General features: G+C 71.2%; 23 protein-coding genes. 15 read left to right on the forward strand and 8 right to left on the reverse strand.

The genetic code is table 11. The features are described from left to right. Both ACIQMX_RS27790 and ACIQMX_RS27795 read left to right on the forward strand, forming a co-directional pair. Nucleotides 1-858 (forward strand): amidohydrolase family protein, encoded by an 858-nt coding sequence (locus ACIQMX_RS27790; protein ID WP_363077602.1) that lies wholly within the window; start codon nucleotides 1-3, stop codon nucleotides 856-858. A 34-nt stretch (nucleotides 859-892) separates the two neighbouring features. After that, nucleotides 893-1,753: a DNA-formamidopyrimidine glycosylase family protein gene (locus tag ACIQMX_RS27795; protein ID WP_363077604.1), complete on the forward strand. Its 861-nt coding sequence runs from the start codon at nucleotides 893-895 to the stop codon at nucleotides 1,751-1,753. A gap of 6 nt (nucleotides 1,754-1,759) precedes the next feature. Here ACIQMX_RS27795 and ACIQMX_RS27800 read toward each other — a convergent pair whose 3' ends face one another. After that, a complete protein-coding gene (locus ACIQMX_RS27800) occupies nucleotides 1,760-2,434 on the reverse strand; it encodes a hypothetical protein (protein WP_402482053.1) in 675 nt (224 codons plus the stop codon). Between the two features lie 46 nt (nucleotides 2,435-2,480). On the opposite strand from ACIQMX_RS27800, the gene ACIQMX_RS27805 reads away from it, so the two are divergent. The 4 genes from ACIQMX_RS27805 (at nucleotide 2,481) to ACIQMX_RS27820 (ending at nucleotide 6,325) form a co-directional block, all read left to right on the forward strand. Beyond that, a complete protein-coding gene (locus tag ACIQMX_RS27805) occupies nucleotides 2,481-3,233 on the forward strand; it encodes a LytTR family DNA-binding domain-containing protein (protein WP_363077608.1) in 753 nt (250 codons plus the stop codon). Between the two features lie 64 nt (nucleotides 3,234-3,297). Then, a complete protein-coding gene (locus ACIQMX_RS27810; RefSeq protein ID WP_148015635.1) occupies nucleotides 3,298-3,660 on the forward strand; it encodes a hypothetical protein in 363 nt (120 codons plus the stop codon). Continuing rightward, nucleotides 3,657-5,138, forward strand: a complete 1,482-nt coding sequence (locus ACIQMX_RS27815) for a cation acetate symporter (RefSeq protein WP_363077610.1) — start codon at nucleotides 3,657-3,659, stop codon at nucleotides 5,136-5,138. Before ACIQMX_RS27810 ends, ACIQMX_RS27815 begins: the two co-directional genes overlap by 4 nt. Further along, complete coding sequence (locus ACIQMX_RS27820; RefSeq protein ID WP_363077612.1) at nucleotides 5,135-6,325, forward strand: histidine kinase; 1,191 nt, start codon at nucleotides 5,135-5,137, stop codon at nucleotides 6,323-6,325. Before ACIQMX_RS27815 ends, ACIQMX_RS27820 begins: the two co-directional genes overlap by 4 nt. Nucleotides 6,326-6,344: 19 nt before the next feature. Here ACIQMX_RS27820 and ACIQMX_RS27825 read toward each other — a convergent pair whose 3' ends face one another. Further along, the gene (locus ACIQMX_RS27825) at nucleotides 6,345-6,857 is read right to left on the reverse strand and encodes a hypothetical protein (RefSeq protein WP_363077614.1); all 513 of its coding nucleotides are present in this window, start codon (nucleotides 6,855-6,857) and stop codon (nucleotides 6,345-6,347) included. 133 nt (nucleotides 6,858-6,990) lie between these two features. On the opposite strand from ACIQMX_RS27825, the gene ACIQMX_RS27830 reads away from it, so the two are divergent. After that, nucleotides 6,991-7,188, forward strand: a complete 198-nt coding sequence (locus ACIQMX_RS27830; RefSeq protein WP_363077616.1) for a zf-HC2 domain-containing protein — start codon at nucleotides 6,991-6,993, stop codon at nucleotides 7,186-7,188. Here ACIQMX_RS27830 and ACIQMX_RS27835 read toward each other — a convergent pair. Continuing rightward, the gene (locus ACIQMX_RS27835) at nucleotides 7,122-7,691 is read right to left on the reverse strand and encodes a sigma-70 family RNA polymerase sigma factor (protein WP_363077618.1); all 570 of its coding nucleotides are present in this window, start codon (nucleotides 7,689-7,691) and stop codon (nucleotides 7,122-7,124) included. The two genes, ACIQMX_RS27830 and ACIQMX_RS27835, sit on opposite strands and share 67 nt — an antisense overlap. Before the next feature lie 189 nt (nucleotides 7,692-7,880). Continuing rightward, complete coding sequence (locus tag ACIQMX_RS27840; protein ID WP_363077620.1) at nucleotides 7,881-8,342, reverse strand: universal stress protein; 462 nt, start codon at nucleotides 8,340-8,342, stop codon at nucleotides 7,881-7,883. Between the two features lie 164 nt (nucleotides 8,343-8,506). On the opposite strand from ACIQMX_RS27840, the gene ACIQMX_RS27845 reads away from it, so the two are divergent. Beyond that, nucleotides 8,507-9,352, forward strand: a complete 846-nt coding sequence (locus ACIQMX_RS27845; RefSeq protein ID WP_363077622.1) for a polysaccharide deacetylase family protein — start codon at nucleotides 8,507-8,509, stop codon at nucleotides 9,350-9,352. Nucleotides 9,353-9,433: 81 nt separating this feature from the next. Here ACIQMX_RS27845 and ACIQMX_RS27850 read toward each other — a convergent pair whose 3' ends face one another. Continuing rightward, on the reverse strand, nucleotides 9,434-10,093 hold the full coding sequence (locus ACIQMX_RS27850; RefSeq protein ID WP_363077624.1) for a class F sortase: 660 nt from the start codon (nucleotides 10,091-10,093) through the stop codon (nucleotides 9,434-9,436). Nucleotides 10,094-10,406: 313 nt separating this feature from the next. Here ACIQMX_RS27850 and ACIQMX_RS27855 point away from each other — a divergent pair, with 313 nt between their 5' ends. Continuing rightward, entirely contained in the window at nucleotides 10,407-11,099 is a 693-nt protein-coding gene (locus ACIQMX_RS27855) for a hypothetical protein (protein ID WP_402482061.1), read from the forward strand. 92 nt (nucleotides 11,100-11,191) lie between these two features. On the opposite strand, the gene ACIQMX_RS27860 is transcribed toward ACIQMX_RS27855, so the two are convergent. Both ACIQMX_RS27860 and ACIQMX_RS27865 read right to left on the reverse strand, forming a co-directional pair. After that, nucleotides 11,192-11,746 (reverse strand): hypothetical protein, encoded by a 555-nt coding sequence (locus ACIQMX_RS27860; protein WP_363077628.1) that lies wholly within the window; start codon nucleotides 11,744-11,746, stop codon nucleotides 11,192-11,194. 173 nt (nucleotides 11,747-11,919) lie between these two features. Beyond that, nucleotides 11,920-12,687, reverse strand: a complete 768-nt coding sequence (locus ACIQMX_RS27865) for a hypothetical protein (protein WP_402482064.1) — start codon at nucleotides 12,685-12,687, stop codon at nucleotides 11,920-11,922. A 759-nt stretch (nucleotides 12,688-13,446) separates the two neighbouring features. Between ACIQMX_RS27865 and ACIQMX_RS27870 the strand changes: the two genes are divergently transcribed. The 3 genes from ACIQMX_RS27870 (at nucleotide 13,447) to ACIQMX_RS27880 (ending at nucleotide 17,598) form a co-directional block, all read left to right on the forward strand. Then, entirely contained in the window at nucleotides 13,447-14,406 is a 960-nt protein-coding gene (locus tag ACIQMX_RS27870; protein ID WP_402482067.1) for an SCO0930 family lipoprotein, read from the forward strand. 202 nt (nucleotides 14,407-14,608) lie between these two features. Beyond that, complete coding sequence (locus tag ACIQMX_RS27875; RefSeq protein WP_402482069.1) at nucleotides 14,609-15,427, forward strand: SAM-dependent methyltransferase; 819 nt, start codon at nucleotides 14,609-14,611, stop codon at nucleotides 15,425-15,427. Then, entirely contained in the window at nucleotides 15,424-17,598 is a 2,175-nt protein-coding gene (locus tag ACIQMX_RS27880) for a putative bifunctional diguanylate cyclase/phosphodiesterase (protein ID WP_402482071.1), read from the forward strand. Before ACIQMX_RS27875 ends, ACIQMX_RS27880 begins: the two co-directional genes overlap by 4 nt. Nucleotides 17,599-17,618: 20 nt before the next feature. On the opposite strand, the gene ACIQMX_RS27885 is transcribed toward ACIQMX_RS27880, so the two are convergent. Beyond that, the gene (locus ACIQMX_RS27885) at nucleotides 17,619-18,548 is read right to left on the reverse strand and encodes a LysR substrate-binding domain-containing protein (protein ID WP_363077638.1); all 930 of its coding nucleotides are present in this window, start codon (nucleotides 18,546-18,548) and stop codon (nucleotides 17,619-17,621) included. Nucleotides 18,549-18,643: 95 nt separating this feature from the next. On the opposite strand from ACIQMX_RS27885, the gene ACIQMX_RS27890 reads away from it, so the two are divergent. Genes ACIQMX_RS27890 through ACIQMX_RS27900 form a run of 3 tightly spaced genes read left to right on the forward strand, consistent with a single transcriptional unit; the run spans nucleotide 18,644 to nucleotide 22,045 of the window. Further along, nucleotides 18,644-19,351 (forward strand): succinate dehydrogenase, encoded by a 708-nt coding sequence (locus tag ACIQMX_RS27890; RefSeq protein WP_363077640.1) that lies wholly within the window; start codon nucleotides 18,644-18,646, stop codon nucleotides 19,349-19,351. A gap of 1 nt (nucleotide 19,352) precedes the next feature. Further along, nucleotides 19,353-21,302 (forward strand): fumarate reductase/succinate dehydrogenase flavoprotein subunit, encoded by a 1,950-nt coding sequence (locus ACIQMX_RS27895; protein ID WP_363077642.1) that lies wholly within the window; start codon nucleotides 19,353-19,355, stop codon nucleotides 21,300-21,302. After that, nucleotides 21,299-22,045 (forward strand): succinate dehydrogenase/fumarate reductase iron-sulfur subunit, encoded by a 747-nt coding sequence (locus ACIQMX_RS27900; protein WP_363077644.1) that lies wholly within the window; start codon nucleotides 21,299-21,301, stop codon nucleotides 22,043-22,045. Before ACIQMX_RS27895 ends, ACIQMX_RS27900 begins: the two co-directional genes overlap by 4 nt. The last annotated feature ends 66 nt before the right edge of the window (nucleotides 22,046-22,111 follow it).

Consider the following 22,111-nt stretch of genomic DNA (forward strand, 5'->3'; position numbering starts at 1 on the left):
ATGACCGGCCGCCCCCGCATCGTCGACGCCCACCACCATGTGTGGGACCTCTCGGTACGCGACCAGGAATGGATCACCGGCGAGGAACTGGCGCCCCTTCGGCGCACCTTCACCCTCGCCGACCTGGAGCCGGAAGCCCGGGCCAACGGCGTGTCCGCGACCGTGCTCGTCCAGACCGTCACCGTCCCGGAGGAGACCCCGGAGTTCCTCGCGCTCGCCCATGGCAGCGACCTGGTCGCCGGTGTCGTGGGCTGGACCGACCTCACCGCCCCGGACATCGCCGACACCCTGGCCGCCCTGCGCGAGCTCCCCGGCGGCGACCGGCTCGTCTCGCTCCGCCACCAGGTGCAGGGCGAACCCGACCCCCGCTGGCTGCTGCGCCCGGACGTGCAGCGCGGACTGACCGCCGTGGCCGACGCCGGACTCGTCTACGACCTCGTGGTCCAGCCCCACCAGCTGCCCGCCGCCGTCCGGGCCGCCGAACTCCTGCCCGCTCTCACCTTCGTACTCGACCACGCCGGAAAGCCGCAGATCGCCGCCGGGCAGCGGCACCCCTGGGCCGACGACCTGCGGGCGCTCGCCGCCCTCCCCAACACCGCGTGCAAACTCTCCGGCCTCGTCACCGAGGCGGACCCGCACGACTGGACCGTCCGGGACCTGCGCCCGTACGCCGACACCGTCATCGACGCCTTCGGGCCCGGCCGGCTGATGTTCGGCTCGGACTGGCCCGTGTGCCGGCTCGCCGCGACGTACACCGAGGTCGTCGAGAGCGCGCTCGTGCTCCTCGACGGTCTCGCGCACGACGAGCGGGACGCCGTCCTCGCGACCACGGCCGAGCGCGTGTACGGCCTCCGGTAGGCGCCGGGGCGCAGGCTGCGGCAGGCTGGGAAACATGCCCGAACTGCCGGAAGTCGAAGCCCTGCGGGTCTTCCTCGACGACCACTTGGTCGGCAGGGAGATCGACCGTGTCCTGCCGCTCGCCATCAGCGTCCTGAAGACGTACGACCCACCGCTCACCGCCCTGCAGGGCGGTACGGTCACCGGCGTCCGGCGGCACGGCAAGTTCCTCGACATCGCCGTGGGCCCGCTGCACCTGGTGACCCACCTCGCCCGGGCCGGCTGGCTGCACTGGAAGGACAGCTTCCCCGCCACCCCGCCGCGCCCCGGGAAGGGCCCCCTGGCGCTGCGTACCGTCCTCACCGGCGGCGACGGCTTCGACCTGACCGAGGCCGGAACCACCAAACGCCTCGCCGTGTACCTGGTGCACGATCCGGCCGCCGTCCCCGGAATCGCCCGCCTGGGCCCCGACCCGCTCGGCCCGTCCTTCGACCGGGACGCGTTCGCCGCGCTGCTCGAAGGCGAACGCCGCCAGATCAAGGGCGCCCTGCGCGACCAGTCCCTCATCGCCGGCATCGGCAACGCCTACAGCGACGAGATCCTGCACGTCGCGAAGATGTCCCCGTTCAAACCGACCGCGCGCCTCACCGACGACGAGATCACCACGCTCCACACCGCACTGCGCACCACACTGAACGACGCCGTCGCCCGCTCCAGCGGACTGGCGGCCGGACGGCTCAAGGCCGAGAAGAAGAGCGGCATGCGCGTCCACGGCCGCACCGGACAGGCCTGCCCGGTCTGCGGGGACACCATCCGCGAGGTGTCCTTCAGCGACTCCTCGCTCCAGTACTGCCCGACCTGTCAGACCGGCGGCAAGCCGCTGGCCGACCGGCGGCTCTCCAAGCTGCTCAAGTAGCGCGCCTCAACGGGTGAGCCGCAGCAGCGGCCGGCCCGCCGCCGTACGCACCTCGAACCGGGCGATGTCCCCGGGCCGCAGGGACGCGTCCGCGCCGAGCCGGACCGGCGCCCCGCCCGGGCCCGCCGACGACCAGGTGGCCACGGTCTCCTCGTCCCCGTACCGCCCCACCGCGACCAGTGAGCAGACCCCGGGCACGGGCACCCCCGACACCTCCAGCCCGACATCGGCACCCCACGCGCGCGCCCCCGCCGTCACGACCGCCGCCATCCCGGAACCCCGGTCCACGGCCGCCCACCGCCCGGTGCCCGACCCGCTGCCCGGCACCACGAACGGGGCCCCGGCCACCAGCACCACGGCCGCCGCCCCCAGGGCGAGGCGCCGCCGCGTCGTGCGCCGTCCGGCCGCCACCACCGCCAGGGCCCGCAGCACCGCACCGGGACCGGCCCGCGCCACGGGGTCGACGCCCGGCGGCGTCAGCCGGGCGTACCGCCCGAGGACCGCCGTCACCCCGCCGAACCCCACCACCAGGTCCTCGCACAGGAGGCAGCCCTCCCGATGCTCCTCGAAGCGGAAGGCGTCGGCGGCGCCGAGCACGCCCAGGGCATAGGCGCCGGCATCGCGACGGTGAGGCGGGGTGCACATGACGTCCCGTACGGAAACAGCCCGTGAATCACTCACCACCGCACCTCCGCATCGCCCCGGCCACCCCCTAAACTCCGGCCTCATGCTGCGCGTACTCGCCGTCGACGACGAAGAACCCGCCCTGGAGGAACTCCTGTACCTCCTGCGCGCCGATCCCCGGATCCGCAGCGCCGAGGGAGCCACCGGCGCCACCGAGGCGCTGCGGCGCATCGGCGGCGCCGTCGAGGCCGGTCCCGACGACCCCGCCGCCATCGACGTCGTCTTCCTCGACATCCACATGGCGGGGCTCACCGGACTCGACGTCGCCCAGCTGCTGGCCGGATTCGCCGCGCCCCCGCTCATCGTCTTCGTCACCGCCCACGAGGGCTTCGCCGTGCACGCCTTCGACCTGAAGGCCGTCGACTACGTCCTCAAGCCCGTGCGCCGCGAACGCCTCGCCGAGGCGGTCCGCCGCGTCGCCGAACAGGTCGGCGGCCGCTCCGCACCCGCGCACGACACCGCGCACGACCAGATCCCGGTCGAGCTCGGCGGTGTCATCCGCTTCATCCCGATCGACGACATCGCGTACGCCGAGGCACAGGGCGACTACGCCCGGCTCCACACGGCCTCCGGCAGCCATCTGGTCCGCGTACCCCTCACCACCCTGGAGGAGCGCTGGCGCACCCGCGGATTCGTCCGCATCCACCGCCGCCACCTGGTGGCGCTCGGCCGGATCGACGAACTGCGCCTGGACGCGGGCAGCATGAGTGTGCGCATCGGTACGGCGGAGCTCGCCGTCAGCCGTCGTCACGCCCGTGCGCTGCGCGATCTCCTGATGCGGCAGACCGGCCGCTGACCAGCGTCTACCCGCGCCCGGACCCCTTCCCAGCGGGGTCGGGTGCCGCCTACACTCCGGCCCCATGTCCGCAGAGCCAACGCCCCGGCGTGAAGTGGTGACGGGGGAGCCCCGCCGGGTGCGTCCGCTGCCGCGCTACCGCACCCAGTCGGAGATCGACGAGCAGACCGCGCTCGGCGGCGCCTACGTCCGCTCGCTGATGCGCAGCCAGCTCCGTGCCGGACTCACCGCGTTCACGGGCCTCGCCGTCGTCGTCGGCACCCTGCCCCTCGTCTTCGAGGCCCTGCACAGCTCGGCCGTCGTCTGGGGCGTCCTCGGCTTCGCCGCCTATCCGCCGCTGACGCTGCTCGCCTGGTGGTATGTGCGCCGCGCCGAGCGCAACGAGCGCGACTTCGCCCGGCTCGTGGAAGGCCGCCCCGCACAGTGAGCCGCACGTACGCGGTGGCGGCCGTCGCCGCCGTCGTCCTCGCCACCGTTCTCGTCGGCGGGTTCGGGCTGCGCATCTCGCGCACCACCTCCGACTTCTACGTCGCCTCGCGCACCGTACGGCCGCGCCTCAACGCGGCCGCGATCAGCGGCGAGTACCTCTCCGCCGCCTCGTTCCTCGGCATCGCGGGCCTGGTACTCGTCCATGGACCCGACATGCTCTGGTACCCGGTCGGCTACACCGCCGGATATCTGGTGCTGCTCGTCTTCGTCGCGGCCCCGCTGCGCCGCTCGGGGGCGTACACCCTGCCGGACTTCGCCGAGGGGCGGCTGGAGTCCCGGCAGGTGCGCAGACTCGTCAGCGTCCTCGTCGTCGGGGCCGGCTGGCTCTATCTCGTCCCGCAGCTCCAGGGCGCCGGGCTCACCCTCAAGATCCTGACGGGGGCGCCCGGCTGGCTCGGCGACGTCCTCGTCGCCTCCGTCGTCGTCCTCGCCGTCGCCGCCGGCGGGATGCGCTCCATCACGTTCGTCCAGGTCTTCCAGTACTGGCTGAAGCTGACCGCCCTCCTCGTCCCCGCCGTCTTCCTGGTGCTCGCCTGGCAGGGCGACGGACGGCCCCGCGTCACCTTCGACGAGCAGCTCTCCGTCTTCCGCGCCGACCATCCGCTGTACGCCACCTACGGGCTCATCGTCGCCACGTTCCTCGGCACCATGGGCCTGCCGCACGTCGTCGTCCGCTTCTACACCAGCCCCAACGGCCGCGACGCCCGCCGCACGACCGTCGCCGTCCTCGCCCTGATCGGCGTCTTCTACCTGCTGCCTCCGGTCTACGGAGCACTCGGCCGGCTGTACGCGCCCGAGCTCATCCACGGCGGCGACGCCGACGCCGCGGTACTGCTGCTCCCCGGCCGGGTCATCGGCGGGCTCGGCGGCGACCTGCTCGGCGCGCTCATCGCCGGCGGCGCCTTCGCCGCGTTCCTGTCGACGGCCTCCGGACTGACCATGGCCGTCGCCGGCGTCATCACGCAGGACGTCCTGCCCTCGCGCGGCGTACGGCACTTCCGGCTGGCCACCCTCCTCGCCATCTCCGTGCCGCTGGCAGGTTCGCTGATGGTCAGCCGGGTCCCGGTCGCCGACTCGGTCGGAATGGCGTTCGCCGTGTCCGCCTCCTCCTTCTGCCCGCTGCTCGTCCTCGGCATCTGGTGGCGCCGGCTCACCCCGCCCGGAGCCGTGGCGGGCCTCGTGCTGGGCGGCGGATCCGCGCTGCTCTCCGTTGCCATCACCGTCAGCGGGGCGGTCCGGCCCCCCGGCTGGCCGCACGCCCTGCTGGCGTGGCCCGCCGTCTGGTCCGTCCCCGTCGGCTTCCTCGCCATGATCCTGGTCTCGCTCGCCACCCCGGGCCGGATACCCGCCGGCACCAACGCCGCCATGACCCGCTTCCACCTGCCCGAGGCCCTCACCACCGGGAGGCACCGATGACCGGGGCCGGCTACGCCGTCATCGTGCTCCTCGCGCTGCTGCTGTTCGGCGGCGGCCTGCTGACGGGCCGGCGCACCGCACGACCCGTCCGCACCAGCGATGTCGGCACACCCGTCGAACACGCCACGTTCGAGACCCTGCACACCGCCTCGCTCGCCGCACCCCCGCTGCGCGCCGGACTGACCGAGGAGAGCGCCCGCAGATCCTCCCGCCGCCTGCGCTCCCTGCTCGGCACCGACGCCCTGTGCCTCACCGACCGGGACCGGATCCTCGTCTGGGACGGCGAGGGCGACCACCACGGCCGGCACATCATGGACCAGGTCCAGGACGTCCTCGCCACCGGCCGCGACACCGCCTTCCGCAGCGAGTGCGACGACCTGGACTGCCCGCTGCGCTGGGCCGTCGCCGTGCCGCTCACCGTCGACCACCGGGTCCTCGGCACGCTGATCGCCTACGCCCCGCGCGAGTCCGCCGTTCTGGCGAGGGCCGCGGGCGAGGTCGCGCGCTGGGTCTGCGTACAGCTGGAGCTCGCCGAGCTCGACCGCTCGCGCACCCAGCTCATCGAGGCCGAGATCAGGGCCCTGCGCGCGCAGATCTCCCCGCACTTCATCTTCAACTCACTGGCCGCCATCGCCTCGTTCGTCCGCACCGACCCCGAGCAGGCCCGCGAACTCCTCCTGGAGTTCGCCGACTTCACCCGTTACTCGTTCCGCAGCCACGGAGACTTCACCACCCTGGCCGACGAACTGCACTCCATCGACCAGTACCTGGCCCTCGTCCGGGCCAGGTTCGGCGAACGCCTCTCGGTCACCCTCCAGGTCGCCCCGGAGGTGCTGCCCGTCGCCCTGCCGTTCCTCTGTCTCCAGCCTCTGGTGGAGAACGCCGTCAAACACGGCCTCGAAGGAGCCGTCACCTCCAGCCGCATCACCATCAGCGCACTGGACGCGGGCTCCGAGGCCGAGGTCGTCATCGAGGACGACGGCACCGGCATGGACCCGGGACGCCTGCGCCACATCCTGCGCGGCGAAGGCGGCAAGTCCACCGGCATCGGCCTGCTCAACGTCGACGAACGGCTCCGCCAGGTGTACGGGGACGACTACGGGCTCGTCATCGAGACGGGCATCGGCGCCGGCATGCGCATCACCGTACGGCTGCCGAAGTACCGCGCCGGCGTGCACGGTTCCTGACACGCCTGCGGGCGGCCCCTCAGTACAGATGGATGGAGAGGTGCCCCAGCGGCAGGCCCAGCTGCCAGGCAGGCGTCCAGACCTGGGCGGCGGCCCGCTCCTCCTCCGGCTCCCCGGAGCCGTCGGGCGGCTCCCACGGCGGCGGACCGAGCGCGTCCAGGTCGGCCGCCAGGAGCTCGGTGTCCTCCAGCCACCGCCAGGCCGCACGGGCCAGCGCCAGGTCCGGCCCGGTGTCACCCGCCTCCTCCAGCGCGCCGAGCCGCGCGCAGACCCAGCCGCGCCACGGGGCCCCGTACGCCGTCAGCAGCCGCAGCTCGTCCACCCGGGCGGACGGGAGGGACCCGGCCACCGCGCCGTCGGAGAGGAACACGGTCAGAGCGAGCGCGTCGCGCCCCGCCCGGTACTCGAGCGTCGCCGGCTCCATCAGTTCGCCGGTCCGCAGCAGTTCGTCGGCGATGTACTCCGCGTACATCCAGGCCATCGGAATCAGCAGCCCGCCGCCACTGGATCCGTCTTGACGTTCCGGACGCATCCGGTCTCGCCCCATTCCGTTCTCGGTACGGCCCTACACGCAGCATTGAACCGGGGGAGCGCGCCCCGCGTGGCCAGAAGGACAGGATCCGTCGGACCCGGTCCGTCACAGATACGAGGTTGCGATGGTTGCGATGAACGGCCACCCGGAGGAGGGACCCCCTATGCGGCAGTTGCTCGGCGCCTACGTCCTGGACGCGCTCCCGGCCGCGGAGGCGCGCACCGTTGCCCGGCATCTGCGGAGCTGCGACCGTTGCGCCGCCGACTACGCGGCGCTCGCGGAGGCGGCAGCCCTGCTGGCGCTGCTCACCGAGGAGGACCTGCTCGAATAGCCGGGGAGGTTACGGGAGAGCAGTCGCAGGGCGTAGTAGGAGCGGGACTTCACCGTGCCGGCGGGTATTCCGAGCACCTCGGCGGTCTCGCCCACGCTCAGCCCCCGGAAGTAGATCTGGACGAGCACGGCCCGGTGCTCCGGACTGAGCGTGCGGACCGCCTCGCGCACATCCAGCGCGGACGCCGTGGCCTCCGCGGTGTCCTCCCGGCCCGGGGCGCTCTCCAGCACCGCGTCGCTGACCTCGGCCGGCCGGGCCAGCCGTGACCTGCGGGCGTCGATCGCCAGCCGGCGGCCCACGGTGAACAGCCACGGCCGCATCGACTCGTAGGGGCCGTCGAAGGCCTCCGGGTGCTGCCAGGCGCGGACCAGGGTCTCCTGGAGGAGATCCTCGGCCCGCTGACGGTCGCCGAACGTCAGACCGAGCAGGAAGTGGAACAGCGCGGGTCCGTGTTCACGCTGCAGATCCGCGAGTGCCCGGTCATCGGTCGTCGTAGTGGTCATGGTGAACGCCCTTCCCCGCGGAGGTCCCTGCCGCCTCGCTGCTGACTGGCGTATACGAACGCATTCACGCCCCGGGGAACAGGACAAACGCGGCTCCGTGCGACGAGCGGTCGCACGGAGCGGCGAATGGTGCGGTGAACGGTCGGGCGACGGCGCGGGGGGCTGCGGACACCCCGGGGCGGGGCGGCGCTACGGGACCACGGTGACGGGCCAGCGCCCGGCCTTCACCAGGCGTACGGCCACCGAGCCGATGAAACGGTGCCCCGCCGACTCGGACGCGCCCACCACGACGGCGTCCGCCTTGAGCTCGTCCGCCGCCGTCACCAGCCCGTTGTACGGATCACCGCGGAAGGTGTGGAACTCCCACCGCACGTCCCATATGTCCTTCATCCGTTCCGTCGACTCCCGGATCTCGCTCACCAGGCTCTCCGCCACGTCCCCGGTCGCGTCGCCGACCGGCGCGCCGAGGGCGGCACCCGCCGTCATCACGGGCTGGACGTAGACGAGGGCGAGCATGGCCCGCTGCCGGCGGGCGAGACCCGCGGCATACGCGGCGGCGCGCATGGAGGAATCGGAACCGTCGAGGCCCGCGACGATCACTTTCGGGCCGTCTGTGCCACGTTCGAACTGGTGGGGCTGCTGGTCTGTCACGGCAGTGAGGCTATCGGCTCCCTCCGGCGGCCTTGCTCGGGGCACTCGCATGCCCCGGCGCGCTGCCGCTGGATGCGCGGACGCGCTCGTTCCATCGGGTGCAAAACCCCCCGTGACCGGTGTCGTTGAGAGGGCCGCCAGAGCAGATGTGCGAGCAGTTGGTCATGAAGAACGATCAGATGCCGCCGATGCGCCGAACTCTGCTGAGGCTGGCGGCCGGTCTGGGCGCAGCCACCGTCGTGCGCCTGGTCGCTGCGGACTCCGTGGGCACCCCGTTCCGGCGTCCCGCGCCGCCGTCCGACGCCGCGGCCGGTCCGCAGGCAGCCGCCCTGCGGACCCGGCCGCCGGCCTACCGGCTGAGGCCCATGACCGCGGACAGCCCGCCCCGCTACCGGCCGGAGATGCCACCGGTCCGCACCCGGCCGTTCGAGGAGCTGCCTGGCATCGGCCGGGCCATGGTGCTGAGCTTCGACGACGGACCCGACCCGCTCTACACCCCGCACATCCTGGACACGCTGCGCACGTACGACGTACGGGCCATGTTCTTCCTCTGCGGCGAGATGGCCCACGACAACGAGGACCTGGTGCGCAGGATCGCCGGCGAGGGGCACACCATCGGCAACCACTCCTGGACCCACCCGCTCGTCACCAAGCTCTCCCGGTCCGGCGTGACGGACGAACTGGGCCGCACCAGCGAGGTGATCGAGAGGACCACCGGCGCTCCGCCGCTCTGGTACCGCGCGCCCTACGGGGCCTGGAACCGGAACTCGTTCGAGATCGGGGCCGCGCTGGGCATGGAGCCGATGGCCTGGACGGTGGACACCCTGGACTGGACCGTGCCGGGCACCGACCGCATCGTCCGCCGGGTCAGGGAGGGGGCGGCGCCCGGGGTGGTGGTGCTGTCGCACGATGCGGGCGGCAACCGTTCGCAGAGCGTGGCGGCGCTGCGCCGCTATCTGCCGGAACTGCTGGACGACGGGTACCGGATCACGGTGCCGCAGCGCCGCTGAGACGGGGGACGGCCACTGCCCGGGGACGGTGTCCGTCCCCGGGCAGTGGCCGCGAGCAGGCCCCGGCGGTCCTGAGCGTACTCAGCGGGTTTCGATCAGGCGGGCGAAGGCCACGACGTTGCCGTCGTAACCGTTGGCCTTCGTGTAGCCGCCGCCGCAGGTGATGACCCGCAGTTCAGCCTGGCCCGTGTCGCCGTACACGCGGGCGCCGGGGAAGTCGTTCTTGGAGAAGACCTCGACGCCGTAGACCTCGAACACGGCGATCCGGTCGTCACTGCGGGTGACCTCGACGCGGTTGCCCTTCTTCAGCGAGCCCAGTCCGTAGAAGACGGCGGGGCCTGCCTGGTTGTCGACGTGACCGACGATGACGGAGGTCCCGAGCTGTCCCGGCGCGATCCCGTTCTGGTACCAGCCGGCCAGGTTGGGGTCCTGCGGAGGCGGTGTCTCGATCCAGCCGTTCGCGTCGAGGTTGACGTCGACCACCGGTGCGTCGACCCCGATCGAGGGGATGCCCACGCGTGCGACGGGCGCGTACGCCAGCGGCTTCACGGCGGGGCCGGCCACCGGGGCCCCCGGGGCGACCTTCTGGTGGCCCACCGAGGTGGCGGCGACCGGCTGTGGCGGGCCGGGTGAGAGGTCCGCGCCGTTCCGCATCAACGCGAGACCGGTGAGCATCGCCAGCGCGAGTGCGCCCCACGGCGAGTGTCTGATCCGTTCTGGGCGCCAGTTGTCCCGGCCCATGGTTCTCCCTTCGTCGCGACGAAGGGAACGCTAGGCGCGGGGCGGCCGGGCGGCATTCAGGGAAGCGCGAACGGGTGGCGGCGACCCGGTGGGCTGCTCATCGGAGTAGCGGCCGGATAAAAGTTCTGACGGTCTGTGACCTGCGCGTCCATCAGGTTCACGGACGTTCGCCCGGTGTGTCGGATCACCGGGGTGGAGCAGTCCCGAAATGCGGTGGATCAAGGATCTGGTGAGGGTTCGTCATGGGAGGCGTTCTCGTCGATCCAGCCCGGTGTACAGAGCTCCGGGGCGCTTCCCGCTGGAGGTTCGAACGATGCGTGCTACACGCGCTCTCGTTGTCGCCGCGACCGCCGTCGCCGCTCTCGGGCTCGGTGCCCCGATGGCCGCAGCCGGTGGAGACGTCGGGAACGGTCAGAACAACGGCAACAACCAGAACAACTGGAACGACCCGGGTGACTGGGACTGGGACAACGGCAACGGCAACGGCAACGGCGACGGCAACGGTAACGGAGGCAACGGAGGCAACGGAGGCAACGGCGGCAACGGCGGGAACGGCGGGAACGGCGGGAACGGCGGGAACGGCGGCAACGGTGGGAACGGCCGCAACAACGGTCCGAACAACGTGACCGTGGACCCCGAGCGTGTGCACCAGGGCGCGGCCATGCAGGTCAGCGCCGAGGGCTGCGGCCGGGGCGGCAGCGTCTCGTCCAACGCGTTCCGCACCACGAGGCTCTCGGCGGGCCGGGTCGGCCACGCCCGGGTCCGCATCTTCAACGACGCGACGCCCGGCTCCTACAACCTGACGGTGCGCTGCGACGGCACCGACCGGACCGCCGGACACCGCTTCACGGTGCTCAACAGCCGTGGCGCGCAGGGCGGCTTCGGCGGCTCGATGGCCGCGAGCCCGACGGAGATGGGTGTCGGTGCGGGTCTGGTCGCCTCGGCGGCTCTCGGTGGAGGCATGTACGTCATGCGCCGCCGGAGGATGAGCCATGGGGCGATCTGACCGTAAGGACGCTCCCGCAGGCCCGATAACCGAAGTCGCCCCGAGTCCTCCAAGAGGACCCGGGGCGACTTTCGTTCCGCCGGCGGTGCCGGTCAGTGCGAGCGGTTCTCCTTGCGCCGCCGCACCACGAAGACGGTGCCGGTGGCGGCTGCCACCGCCAGCGCGGTGCCGGCCACGATCTCGCCGGTGTCCATGCTGTCGATGCTGCCGCCGAGACCGCCCTGTACACCGGCCGGGGAGGCGGTGGACACCGCGGAGCTCGTCGAGCTCGTGGTGGGTGTGCTCGGGGCGGCGCTGATCGTGAGGTTCACCTTGGCCGTGGAGACCGGCGACGTGTTGCAGGTGAACGTCACCTCGTAGGCGGCGCCCGGCTTGGCGTCCGAGTCGACCGTTGCCCGGCCGGTGCCGCCCTGGGGGATGGTGACGGTGTCGAACACCCCCGAGGACGCCGAGGCCGTGGTGGAGCAGCCGCTGGCCGCCAGGGTGACCTGGCCGCCGGGCGCGATCACCGAAGGCGTGACGGTGTATCCGCTCCCGCCGTTGGACGGTCCGCCCGTGGTAGCGGCATACGCGGTCACGGCCGGGGCGGTCAGGGCGAGTGCTGCGGCGCCGAGCAGAGCGACGGGTGTGACACGTATTGCGCGCATGGTGAATCCTCCGGGTCCCCGAGGAGCAGCTGCGGAACGGATTTCCACAAAGCGTCAGAAATGCACCTCGATGCGGGCAACGCTAGAAGTGGTGCATTTCGCCCGCGATCGGAGGTGCGCCGCTCGGGGCACCGCTGTCCCCCGAGCGGCGCACCGCCCGGGGGAGGGCCTCTCTATCCGCCCGCCGCGCCGGGAAACAGATCGAGGAACGGTGCGGCGGTGGCCGAGATGCCACGGCCGAACGGGGAGTCGAAATCCCAGATGAGGAAGAGGAGGAAGGCGATGAGCACACTGAAGAGACCGGCCAGCAGCAGTTCGCGGAACGTCCGGCGGATCTGCAGGGTGAAGATCAGCCCCACCGTCACCAGCGCCCCGGTGATCAGCCCGAACCAGACGACGCCGGGCATCGTGGCCCCAGCGCTCTGCCCCCGTGCGTTGCGGGCGTCGTCGGCCGCCGCGACCTGGTCGACCAGCGGTTGGTAGGCCTGCCCCTCGTGGTCCGTCTTCGGCCGGTAGTCCGTGACATCGGCGCGTACCCGGTCCAGGAGCTCGCCGCCCCGGTTGCTGAGGGTGCCGTGCTTGCTCATGGTCCGCCACTCGTCCTGCACGACGTAGCCGACATAGGCGTCGACGTCCGCGCGGATCCGGGTACGGACCTCGACGGGGTAGACGGACGAGCGCGCACTGACCTCGTGCAGCGCCTGTGCCTCCTGGCGTACGTACTCCTGGGCGGCGCCGCGGCCCTCCCAGACGCCTGCGATGGCCAGGCCCAGCACGATCGCGTAGACCACTCCGATCATCATCGTCATGTACTCGATGACATCAGGGGTCTCGGACGGGTCGTCGTCCTCGGGGAGGCGGCGGTTGTTGAGTACGGCGATGGTCAGCACGACGGTGCTGGCCGCGGCCATGGCGAGGGTGAGAACCAGCCATTCCGACATGGGTGCCTCCGGAGGTCATCGGGAACGGGGCCGCAGCACGGCGACGGCGAACACTGCGGGGGCTGTGATCATCAAAGTGAGCGTGACCAGGGAGGTTTGGCGTTCCGGGGTCTTCCGGACGGGTCTGCGGTACGAGGGAAGCGCCACGGGCGCGGGCGGCGCCGGGCGTGCGGACGGGGTGGGGGATGGGGACGGAGTGGGAGTGGGAGTGGGAGTGGGTGTGGGGGTGGGAGGAGGAGCGGGAGCGGGAGCGGGTGGCGGGGGCGGCGGAGGAGGAGGCGGTGGTGGTGGAGGCGGTGGTGGAGGCGGTGGTGGTGGAGGCGGTGGGGGCGGGGGTGGTGGCTTCGGCTTCGGAGCGGGCGGGGGAGCGGGCTCGGGCTCGGGCTCCGGTCCCGCGTAACAGCTGCCGTCGCCGCTCACGGACACAGCCGCACCGCCGTCACCGTCACCGATCGAGGCGTATGCGCAGCTGTCGGCCAGCGCGGGCGTCGGGGCGGTCAGCAGCCAGGTGAGTGCCACGGCCGCGGTGAGCCGGCCGATGAGTGATCCGTACACGACGGGGAGCATGTTCCAGGTGATGGCGGGGCACGCCGGACAGCCGTGGGATTCGCCTGATGGAGGGGACCTGGGGCGCTCGGTGTTTGAGACCCCGGAAGAATCTGCGTACGCATTGAACAAAGAACGGCACGGCGCCCGTATCCACTGCCATGAACGGCGCGAACCCGCGTCGCAACTGGCGGAAGTTCCACGGGAGTTGACATGAACACCTGGCGAAACGCCTCGCTCGCGGTGACCGCGATGGCCCTGTTGGCGCTGACGACGGCGTGCGGTCAGGACAAGGGCGACGGGTCTCCCGGCGGGCAGAACGCGGGCAATGCGCGCCCGGCCGGTCAGGCCGCCGACAGCTACGGATCGGGCAGCGGCTACGGCTCCGGTGCGACGACGGAGACCGCCTCGGCGAAGCAGGCCGGTCAGCTCGCGGTGTGGGACAGCAAGAAGCTCGGCAAAGTCGTGACGGACAGCGAGGGATTCACGCTCTACCGATTCGACAAGGACACCGCGAGCCCGCCCCGGTCGAATTGCGAAGGCGACTGTGCGAAAGCCTGGCCCCCGGTGCCGGCGGGCAATGTCACAGCCGCCGCCGGATCGGATGCCGCTACGGTCGGGAAGGTCACCCGAGCCGACGGTGCGCAGCAACTCACACTGGGCGGTTGGCCGATGTACCGGTATGCCAAGGACGTCCGCCCGGGCGACGCCTTGGGGCAGGGAGTGGGCGGAACCTGGTTCGCCTCTGCGCCGGACGGCAAGAAGGCGGCGGTGAACGCGGACGGTCCCTCCGGTGCGGAACCTGCCGGCCTCGCGGGACTCTCGGTGCGCAAGGATCCGAAACTCGGCGATATCGTCGTGGACAAGCGTGGCATGACGGTCTACCGGTTCAAGAAGGACGTGGCGTGGCCGATGAAGTCGGCCTGCACCGGGGCCTGTCTCTCGAAGTGGCCGGTTGTCGCGCCTGTCGGCAAGAATGACGTGAACGGGGTCACCACGAAGGGTTTCGTCACCTTCGACCGGCCCGACGGACTCAAGCAGCAGGCCATCGACTGCTGGCCCGTCTATACGTTCTCCGGGGACGTCAAACCCGGTGACACCAACGGTCAGGGGGCCGGGGGCACGTGGTACGCGGTCACTCCCCGGGCCGAGTTGGCCGGTGCGCCGAAGTAGTTTTCACGCGGTCGTCCCGGGCCGCCCCGTCGCCGCATGTCACAGGCAGCGACGGGGCGGTTGCACATGCCACGGGTGTGTGACCAATAACGGACCGCTAATTTCCGTTTCCGCTCGCTCTCCTGGCGGTGGGTCAGTAGCCTCTGGTCAATACTGACCATGAACATGGCCGGATCCCCGAGGCGACTTGTTGGAGACATCGATGGAGCGTCCCGCCTGGGCACCGCAAGGCATTGACATTTCGGTGCCGAGCGTGTCCCGAATGTACGACTTCTATCTGGGCGGCTCGCACAATTTCGAGGTGGACCGGGAAGCGGCCCGCAAGGCCATGGAGTTCATGCCGGGACTTCCCAAGATCATGCAGGCGAACCGCGCCTTTATGCGGCGCGCCGTACGCTTCGCTCTGGACGAGGGCGTCACGCAGTTCCTGGACATCGGCTCCGGGATACCGACCTTCGGAAACGTGCACGAGGTCGCGCAGGCGCTCGATCCGCAGGCGAAAGTGGCCTATGTCGATCATGATCCCGTCGCTGTCGCACACAGTCAGGCCGTACTCGAAGGCAACGACCACGCGGTGATCGCCGCCGCCGACCTGCGCCGGCCGGAGGAGATCCGCGACCACCCCGAGGTCTCCAAGCTCCTCGACCTGGACCGCCCCGTGGCGCTGCTGCTCGTCGCCGTCCTTCACTTCATCGAGGACGCCGACGACCCGCACGCGGCCGTCGCCGCGCTGCGCGACCTCCTGGCCCCGGGAAGCCTGCTGGTCGTCACCCACGCCACGTACGAGGGGGTTCCCGTGACGAGGGAGGAGGCCGGCGGTGCGGTGGGGGTGTACAAGGACATCCGCAACCCGCTGATCATGCGCTCCCGCGAGCAGGTCGGCCGCTTCTTCGACGGCTACGAGATGGTCGAGCCCGGACTGGTGCCGATGCCGCTCTGGCGTCCCGAGGCTTCCGGCGCGCAGGAGAACGAGGACCCGTACGCATTCGCGGGCTTCGCCGGAGTGGGACGCAAGGCGTGACCATTCCCGCCCAGGCGTCCGGAGCCCCGGACGCGGAGCCCGACGGCCCCGAGGACCGGCTCCGGAGATTCGCCACGATCTGGAGCCGTGCGATCTTCCCGTCGACGGCCACCTCCATGACCCGGCCGGAGTTCGAGCAGCATCTGCTCCCGCTGGCCCGCGCGCTCAGTGACACGCTCCACGCCCGCCCGTTCGACCCGGCAGCGGCGGGCGCGGTGGGCACGGCCCTCGTCGCGGCGCACTGCACGGACCCGGACGCTCTCAGTTCCACGCTCGGCGTCGTCGACTCGTATCTGGTGCTGTACTGCGGCAGCAACGGGCCGGTCGCGCTCTCGACCGAGGACAGCCGGTCCCGCTGCGCGCGGCTCCAGCACGCGGTCGCCGGCGGCTTCTCCCAGGCGCTGCGCGAGCGGACCCTCGCCGAGCAGGAGGCCATCGCCCGCTCGGCGCTCTCCGCACGCTCCCATGCCGAACAGGCCCTGCACGCGACGGAGGCGCGCTTCAGGGCCGTCTTCAAGGACGCGGCCATCGGCATCGGAATCGCCGATCTGGACGGCAACCTGCTGGAGATCAACGACACCCTCACCCGGATGTTCGGCGGCCTCGAGAACCACGTCCTGAGCCACCGCCTCAACGAGTGGGTCCATCCGGAGGACACCCCGCAGGTCTGGAAGTACTACAACGAACTGGTCCGCGGCGAACGCGAGCACTACCGGGTCGAGAAGCCCTACTACCGCAACGACGGCACCGTCCTGTGGACCAATCTGACGGTGTCGCTGCTCCGTGACTCCGAGGGCCGGCCCGAGTACCAGCTGGCCTTGATGGAGGACACCACCGAGCGCCGGCTGCTCAACCTGCGACTGCGGTACGAGGCCACGCACGACGCGCTCACCGGCCTGCCGAACCGGACGCTCTTCCTGGAGCGTCTGGAGAAGGCGCTCGCGGCGGGTGACGGGAGCCGGTTCGGCCTCTGCTACCTGGACCTGGACGGCTTCAAGGCGATCAACGACAGCCTGGGCCACGCCTCGGGCGACCGGCTGCTGGTCGAGGTCGCGGACCGGCTGCAGAGCTGCGCGACCGCACCCGGCGAGATGGTGGCACGGCTGGGCGGCGACGAGTTCGTGGCGCTGACCACCGGACCGGACACCGCGTCGGAGGTCGACGACCTGGCGTGCCGGCTCCTCGGCGTACTCGCCGCGCCGATCCGCCTCGACGGTCGCGAGCTGACCGTCCGCGGGTCCATCGGCGTCGTCGAGGGGCCCGCCGGTGAGCGCAGCGCCGCGGAGGTACTGCGCAGCGCCGACATCACGATGTACCGGGCCAAGTCCGCGGGCGGCAACCGCTTCGAGCTCGCCGACGCGGAGGCTGACGCCCGCGCGATCACCCGGCACGGCCTGACCACGGCGCTGCCGGCCGCACTGGAGCGCGGCGAGTTCTTCATCGAGTACCAGCCGCTGGTGCACCTGGACGACGGTTCGGTGCACGGCGCGGAGGCGCTGGTGCGCTGGTGCCACCCCCAGCACGGGGTGCTGGGGCCCGACCGCTTCATCGCACTCGCCGAGCACACCGGGCTGATCGTGCCGCTCGGCCGCTGGGTGCTGGAGGAGTCGGTGCGCCAGGCCAACTTCTGGCAGGAGCGGCACACCGACGGCGGTCCGCTGCGGATCAACGTCAACCTCTCGCCGGCCCAGCTGCACCACCCGCGGCTGGTCGCGGAGACCGTCGACGTCCTGGAGCGCTCCGGGCTCGAAGCGGGGGCGCTGTGTCTGGAGGTCACCGAGTCGGCTCTCATCGGGGCGGACGAGGACCTGCTGAAGCCGCTGCGGCAACTGGCCGAGATGGGCGTCGACATAGCGCTCGACGACTTCGGCACCGGGTACTCCAACCTGGCGAACCTGCGGCGGCTTCCGGTGAGCGTGCTGAAGCTGGACCGGTCCTTCACCCAGGGGATGCAGCACCATCCGGCCGACCCCGTCGACCTGAAGATCGTCGAGGGGATCGTGTCGCTCGCGCACAGCCTGGACCTGGCCGTGACGGTGGAGGGCGTGGAGACGAGGGCACAGGCCGACCAGCTGCGGCAGCTGGGCTGCGACACCGCCCAGGGCTGGTACTACGCGCGCCCCGGCGCACCGGACCGGATCCACTCCCTGCTGCTGGCCGACGCGGTGTGAGCCGGGCGGACGCCGCGCCCTCAGGACCGTCCGGCACGTGGGGACGGGCCCGGGGGCACGGCGTCCGCCCGGCTCGCGAGGAGCACCCGCTGCAGCTCCCGCGCCGCCCGCGGCGGGGCCACGTCGCTGCGGTGCGCCAGCGCGATCGTGCGGCGCAGGCCCGGCCGCGCGAGCGGTGTCGTCCTCAGGTCCCGGCCGGCCCGGGTGGCGACCATGCTCGGCACGACCGCGGCTCCCAGGCCGGCCCTGACGAAGCCGAGCACGGCGTCCATCTCGCCGCCCTCGACCGTGAACGACGGCTCGAAGCCCTCGGCGCGGCAGGCGGCCACCGTCAGCTCCCGCAGGTCGTAGCCGTGCCGGAACATCACCAGCGGCTCGCCCTGGAGATCCGCGATCCGGACCGTGCCACCCCGGCCGGGCCGCGGGCCGTCCGCCGAGGAGACCACCACCAGATCCTCCTGGAGCAGTTCGACGGTGGTCAGCGCCGGTGAGGCAGCGGGCAGCGGCAGCACCACGAGGGCCAGATCGAGTGCGCCGCGCGCCAGCTCCCGCACCAGGTCGTGCGAACCGCCCTCCTCCAGCAGCAGCTGGATCCCGGGATGCAGGTCGTGGAAACCGCGCAGTACGTCGGGCAGCAGCCCCGTGCAGACGCTGGGCGTCGCGCCCAGTCTGACCCGGCCGCGGCGCAGCTGGGCCAGCTCCTGGACCTCGTGACGTGCGGTGTCGGCGTCGGCCAGGATGCGCCGGGCGAGCGGCAGCAGGGCCTCGCCGGCGTCCGTCAGTGTGATGTTGCCCCGGGCCCGGCTGAACAGCTCGGCACCCAGCTCGGTCTCCAGGGCCCTGATCTGCTGGGAGAGCGAGGGCTGCGAGACGTGCACCTCCTCCGCGGCGCGGGTGAAGTGCCGTGCCTCGGCCACCGCCACGAAGTACATCAGCTGCTGCAACTGCATACACGCATCCTACCGCCCTTGATAGGACATGCCTATGGACAGCAGCTACTCCATGTCTTGGACTGATCGGCCTCTTCGGCCCTAGCGTCGTGTTCATGGCATTGGCAACACGGACGGACCGACGGCCGTCCATGACGCGCACGCTCTGGGACTCGTCCGTCGGCAAGAAGACGATCATGGCCGTGAGCGGTCTGATCATGCTCCTCTACTTGGTCGTCCACATGGTCGGCAATCTGAAGATCTTCTTCGGTTCCGACGAGTTCAACGGTTACGCGCACTGGCTGCGCGTGATGGGCGAGCCGTTCCTGCACCACGAGTGGGCGCTGTGGATCGTCCGCGTCGTCCTGGTCGCCGCGGTGGTCCTGCACGCGGTGTCCGCGTACCAGCTCAGCCGGCGCGACCTGCGGGCGCGCCCCAGCAAGTACGTGCACAGGAAGCCGCGCGCGAGCTATGCCACGAACACGATGCGCTACGGCGGCATCATCATGGCGCTGTTCATCGTCTGGCACATCCTGGACCTGACGACCGGGACCGTGCACTCGGGCGGATTCCAGTCCGGGCACCCGTACCAGAACGTCATCGACACCTTCTCCACCTGGTACGGCAACGTCATCTACATCGTCGCCATGCTCGCCATGGGACTGCACGTCCAGCACGGGTTCTGGAGCGCGGCGCAGACCCTCGGCGCCGGCCGCGCGACCCGCGACCGCGCCCTGAAGACCCTCGCCAACGTGCTCGCGCTGGTGCTGACCGTGGGCTTCGTCTCCGTACCCGTCGCCGTCATGACCGGAGTGGTGAGCTGACATGAACGACTACACGGACTACGGGACCGGCGCACCGGTCACCGACACCAAGGCGCCCGCCGGCCCCGTCGCCGAGCGCTGGGACACCCGCCGCTTCGAGGCGAAACTGGTCAACCCCGCCAACCGCCGCAAGCACACCGTCATCGTCGTCGGCACCGGTCTGGCCGGCGGTTCGGCCGGTGCCACGCTCGCCGAACAGGGCTACCACGTCGTCCAGTTCTGCTTCCAGGACTCGCCCCGACGGGCCCACTCGGTCGCAGCCCAGGGCGGGATCAACGCGGCGAAGAACTACCGCAACGACGGCGACTCGGTCCACCGGCTCTTCTACGACACCGTCAAGGGCGGCGACTTCCGCGCCCGCGAGTCCAATGTCCACCGCCTCGCCCAGATCTCCGTCGAGATCATCGACCAGTGCGTGGCGCAGGGCGTCCCGTTCGCCCGCGAGTACGGCGGCCTCCTCGACAACCGCTCCTTCGGCGGCGTCCAGGTCTCCCGCACCTTCTACGCACGCGGCCAGACCGGACAGCAACTGCTCCTGGGTGCCTACCAGGCGCTTTCCCGGCAGATCGCCGCGGGCAACGTCGAACTGCACCCGCGCACGGAGATGCTGGACCTGGTCGTCGTCGACGGCAAGGCCCGCGGCATCGTCGCCCGCGACCTGGTCACGGGGAAGATCGACACGTACTTCGCCGACGCCGTCGTGCTGGCCAGCGGCGGCTACGGCAACGTCTTCTACCTGTCGACCAACGCGATGAACTCCAACGCCACCGCCGTCTGGCGCGCCCACCGGCGCGGCGCCTACTTCGCCAACCCCTGCTTCACCCAGATCCACCCCACCTGCATCCCGCGCACCGGCGAGCACCAGTCCAAGCTGACGCTGATGAGCGAGTCGCTCCGCAACGACGGCCGCATCTGGGTACCGAAGGCCAAGGGCGACGACCGCCCCGCCAACGAGATCCCCGAGGACGAGCGCGACTACTACCTGGAGCGCATCTACCCCGCCTTCGGCAACCTCGTGCCCCGCGACATCGCCTCCCGCGCCGCGAAGAACGTCTGCGACGAGGGCCGCGGCGTCGGCCCCGGTGGCCAGGGCGTCTACCTGGACTTCGCCGAGGCCATCGAGCGGATGGGCCGCGCGAAGGTCGAGGAGAAGTACGGCAACCTCTTCGACATGTACGCGCAGATCACCGCGGAGAACCCGTACGAGACACCGATGCGGATCTACCCGGCCGTGCACTACACGATGGGCGGACTCTGGGTCGACTACGACCTCCAGACCACGATCCCGGGCCTGTTCGCGATCGGCGAGGCCAACTTCTCCGACCACGGCGCGAACCGGCTCGGCGCCTCCGCGCTGATGCAGGGCCTCGCCGACGGCTACTTCGTCCTGCCGTCGACCATCAACGACTACCTGGCCCGCAACCCCCACCACGACGAGGTCGACGCCTCCCACCCCGCCGTGGAGGAGGTGGTCGCCGAGACCGAGGACCGGCTCAACCTCCTGCTGGCCGTCGACGGCGACCGCACGCCCGACTCCTTCCACCGAGAGATCGGTGAACTCATGTGGGAGTACTGCGGAATGGCCCGGACCGAGGAGGGCCTGCGCAAGGCCCTCGGCCGGATCCCGCAGATCCGCGAGGAGTTCTGGCGCCGCATCAAGGTCCCGGGAACGGGCGACGAGTTCAACCAGTCGCTGGAGAAGGCCAACCGCATCGTCGACTACCTGGAGCTCGCCGAGCTCATGTGCCTCGACGCCCTGCACCGCGCGGAGTCCTGCGGAGGCCATTTCCGTGAGGAGTCGCAGACCGCGGACGGCGAAGCCGCCCGCCGGGACGAGGAGTTCTCGTACGCGGCGGCGTGGGAGTTCGCCGCCACCGGCGAGGCCCCCGTCCTGCACAAGGAAGACCTCGTCTTCGAGTACGTCCACCCCACTCAGCGGAGCTACGCATGAAGCTCACCCTGCGCGTCTGGCGCCAGAAGAACGCCGGTGCCCCCGGCGGCATGTCCACCTACGAGGTGGACGGAATCTCGCAGGACATGTCGTTCCTGGAGATGCTCGACACCCTCAACGAGGAGCTCATCCTCGCGGGCGACGATCCCGTCGCCTTCGACCACGACTGCCGCGAGGGCATCTGCGGCGCGTGCAGCCTCGTCATCAACGGCGACGCCCACGGCCCGGAACGCACCACTACGTGCCAGCTCCACATGCGGTCCTTCGAGGACGGCGACACGATCGACATCGAGCCCTGGCGCGCCTCGGCCTTCCCGGTCGTCAAGGACCTGGTCGTGGACCGTTCGGCGTTCGACCGGATCATCCAGGCCGGCGGCTACATCTCCGCGCCGACCGGTACGGCACCCGACGCGCACGCGACACCGGTGCCCAAGCCGGACGCGGACTTCGCCTTCGAGCACGCCGAGTGCATCGGCTGCGGCGCCTGCGTCGCGGCCTGCCCCAACGGCTCCGCGATGCTCTTCACCTCGGCGAAGGTCAATCATCTCAATGTCCTGCCGCAGGGCGCCCCGGAGCGCGAGACCCGGGTCCTGGACATGGTGGGCCAGATGGACAGCGAGGGCTTCGGCGGCTGCACGCTCACCGGAGAGTGCGCCACGGCCTGCCCGAAGGGCATCCCGCTGCCGTCGATCTCCGCGATGAACAAGGAGTGGCTGCGGGCGACCCGCAAGGTCCACCGCTGAGCACGCGTGCCGGTTCCCGGTCCCGGAGGCCGCCCGCCCCCGGGACCGGGAAGTTTCGCGTCCGCG

The organism is Streptomyces sp. NPDC091416 (assembly GCF_044756845.1).
Lineage (GTDB): Bacteria > Actinomycetota > Actinomycetes > Streptomycetales > Streptomycetaceae > Streptomyces.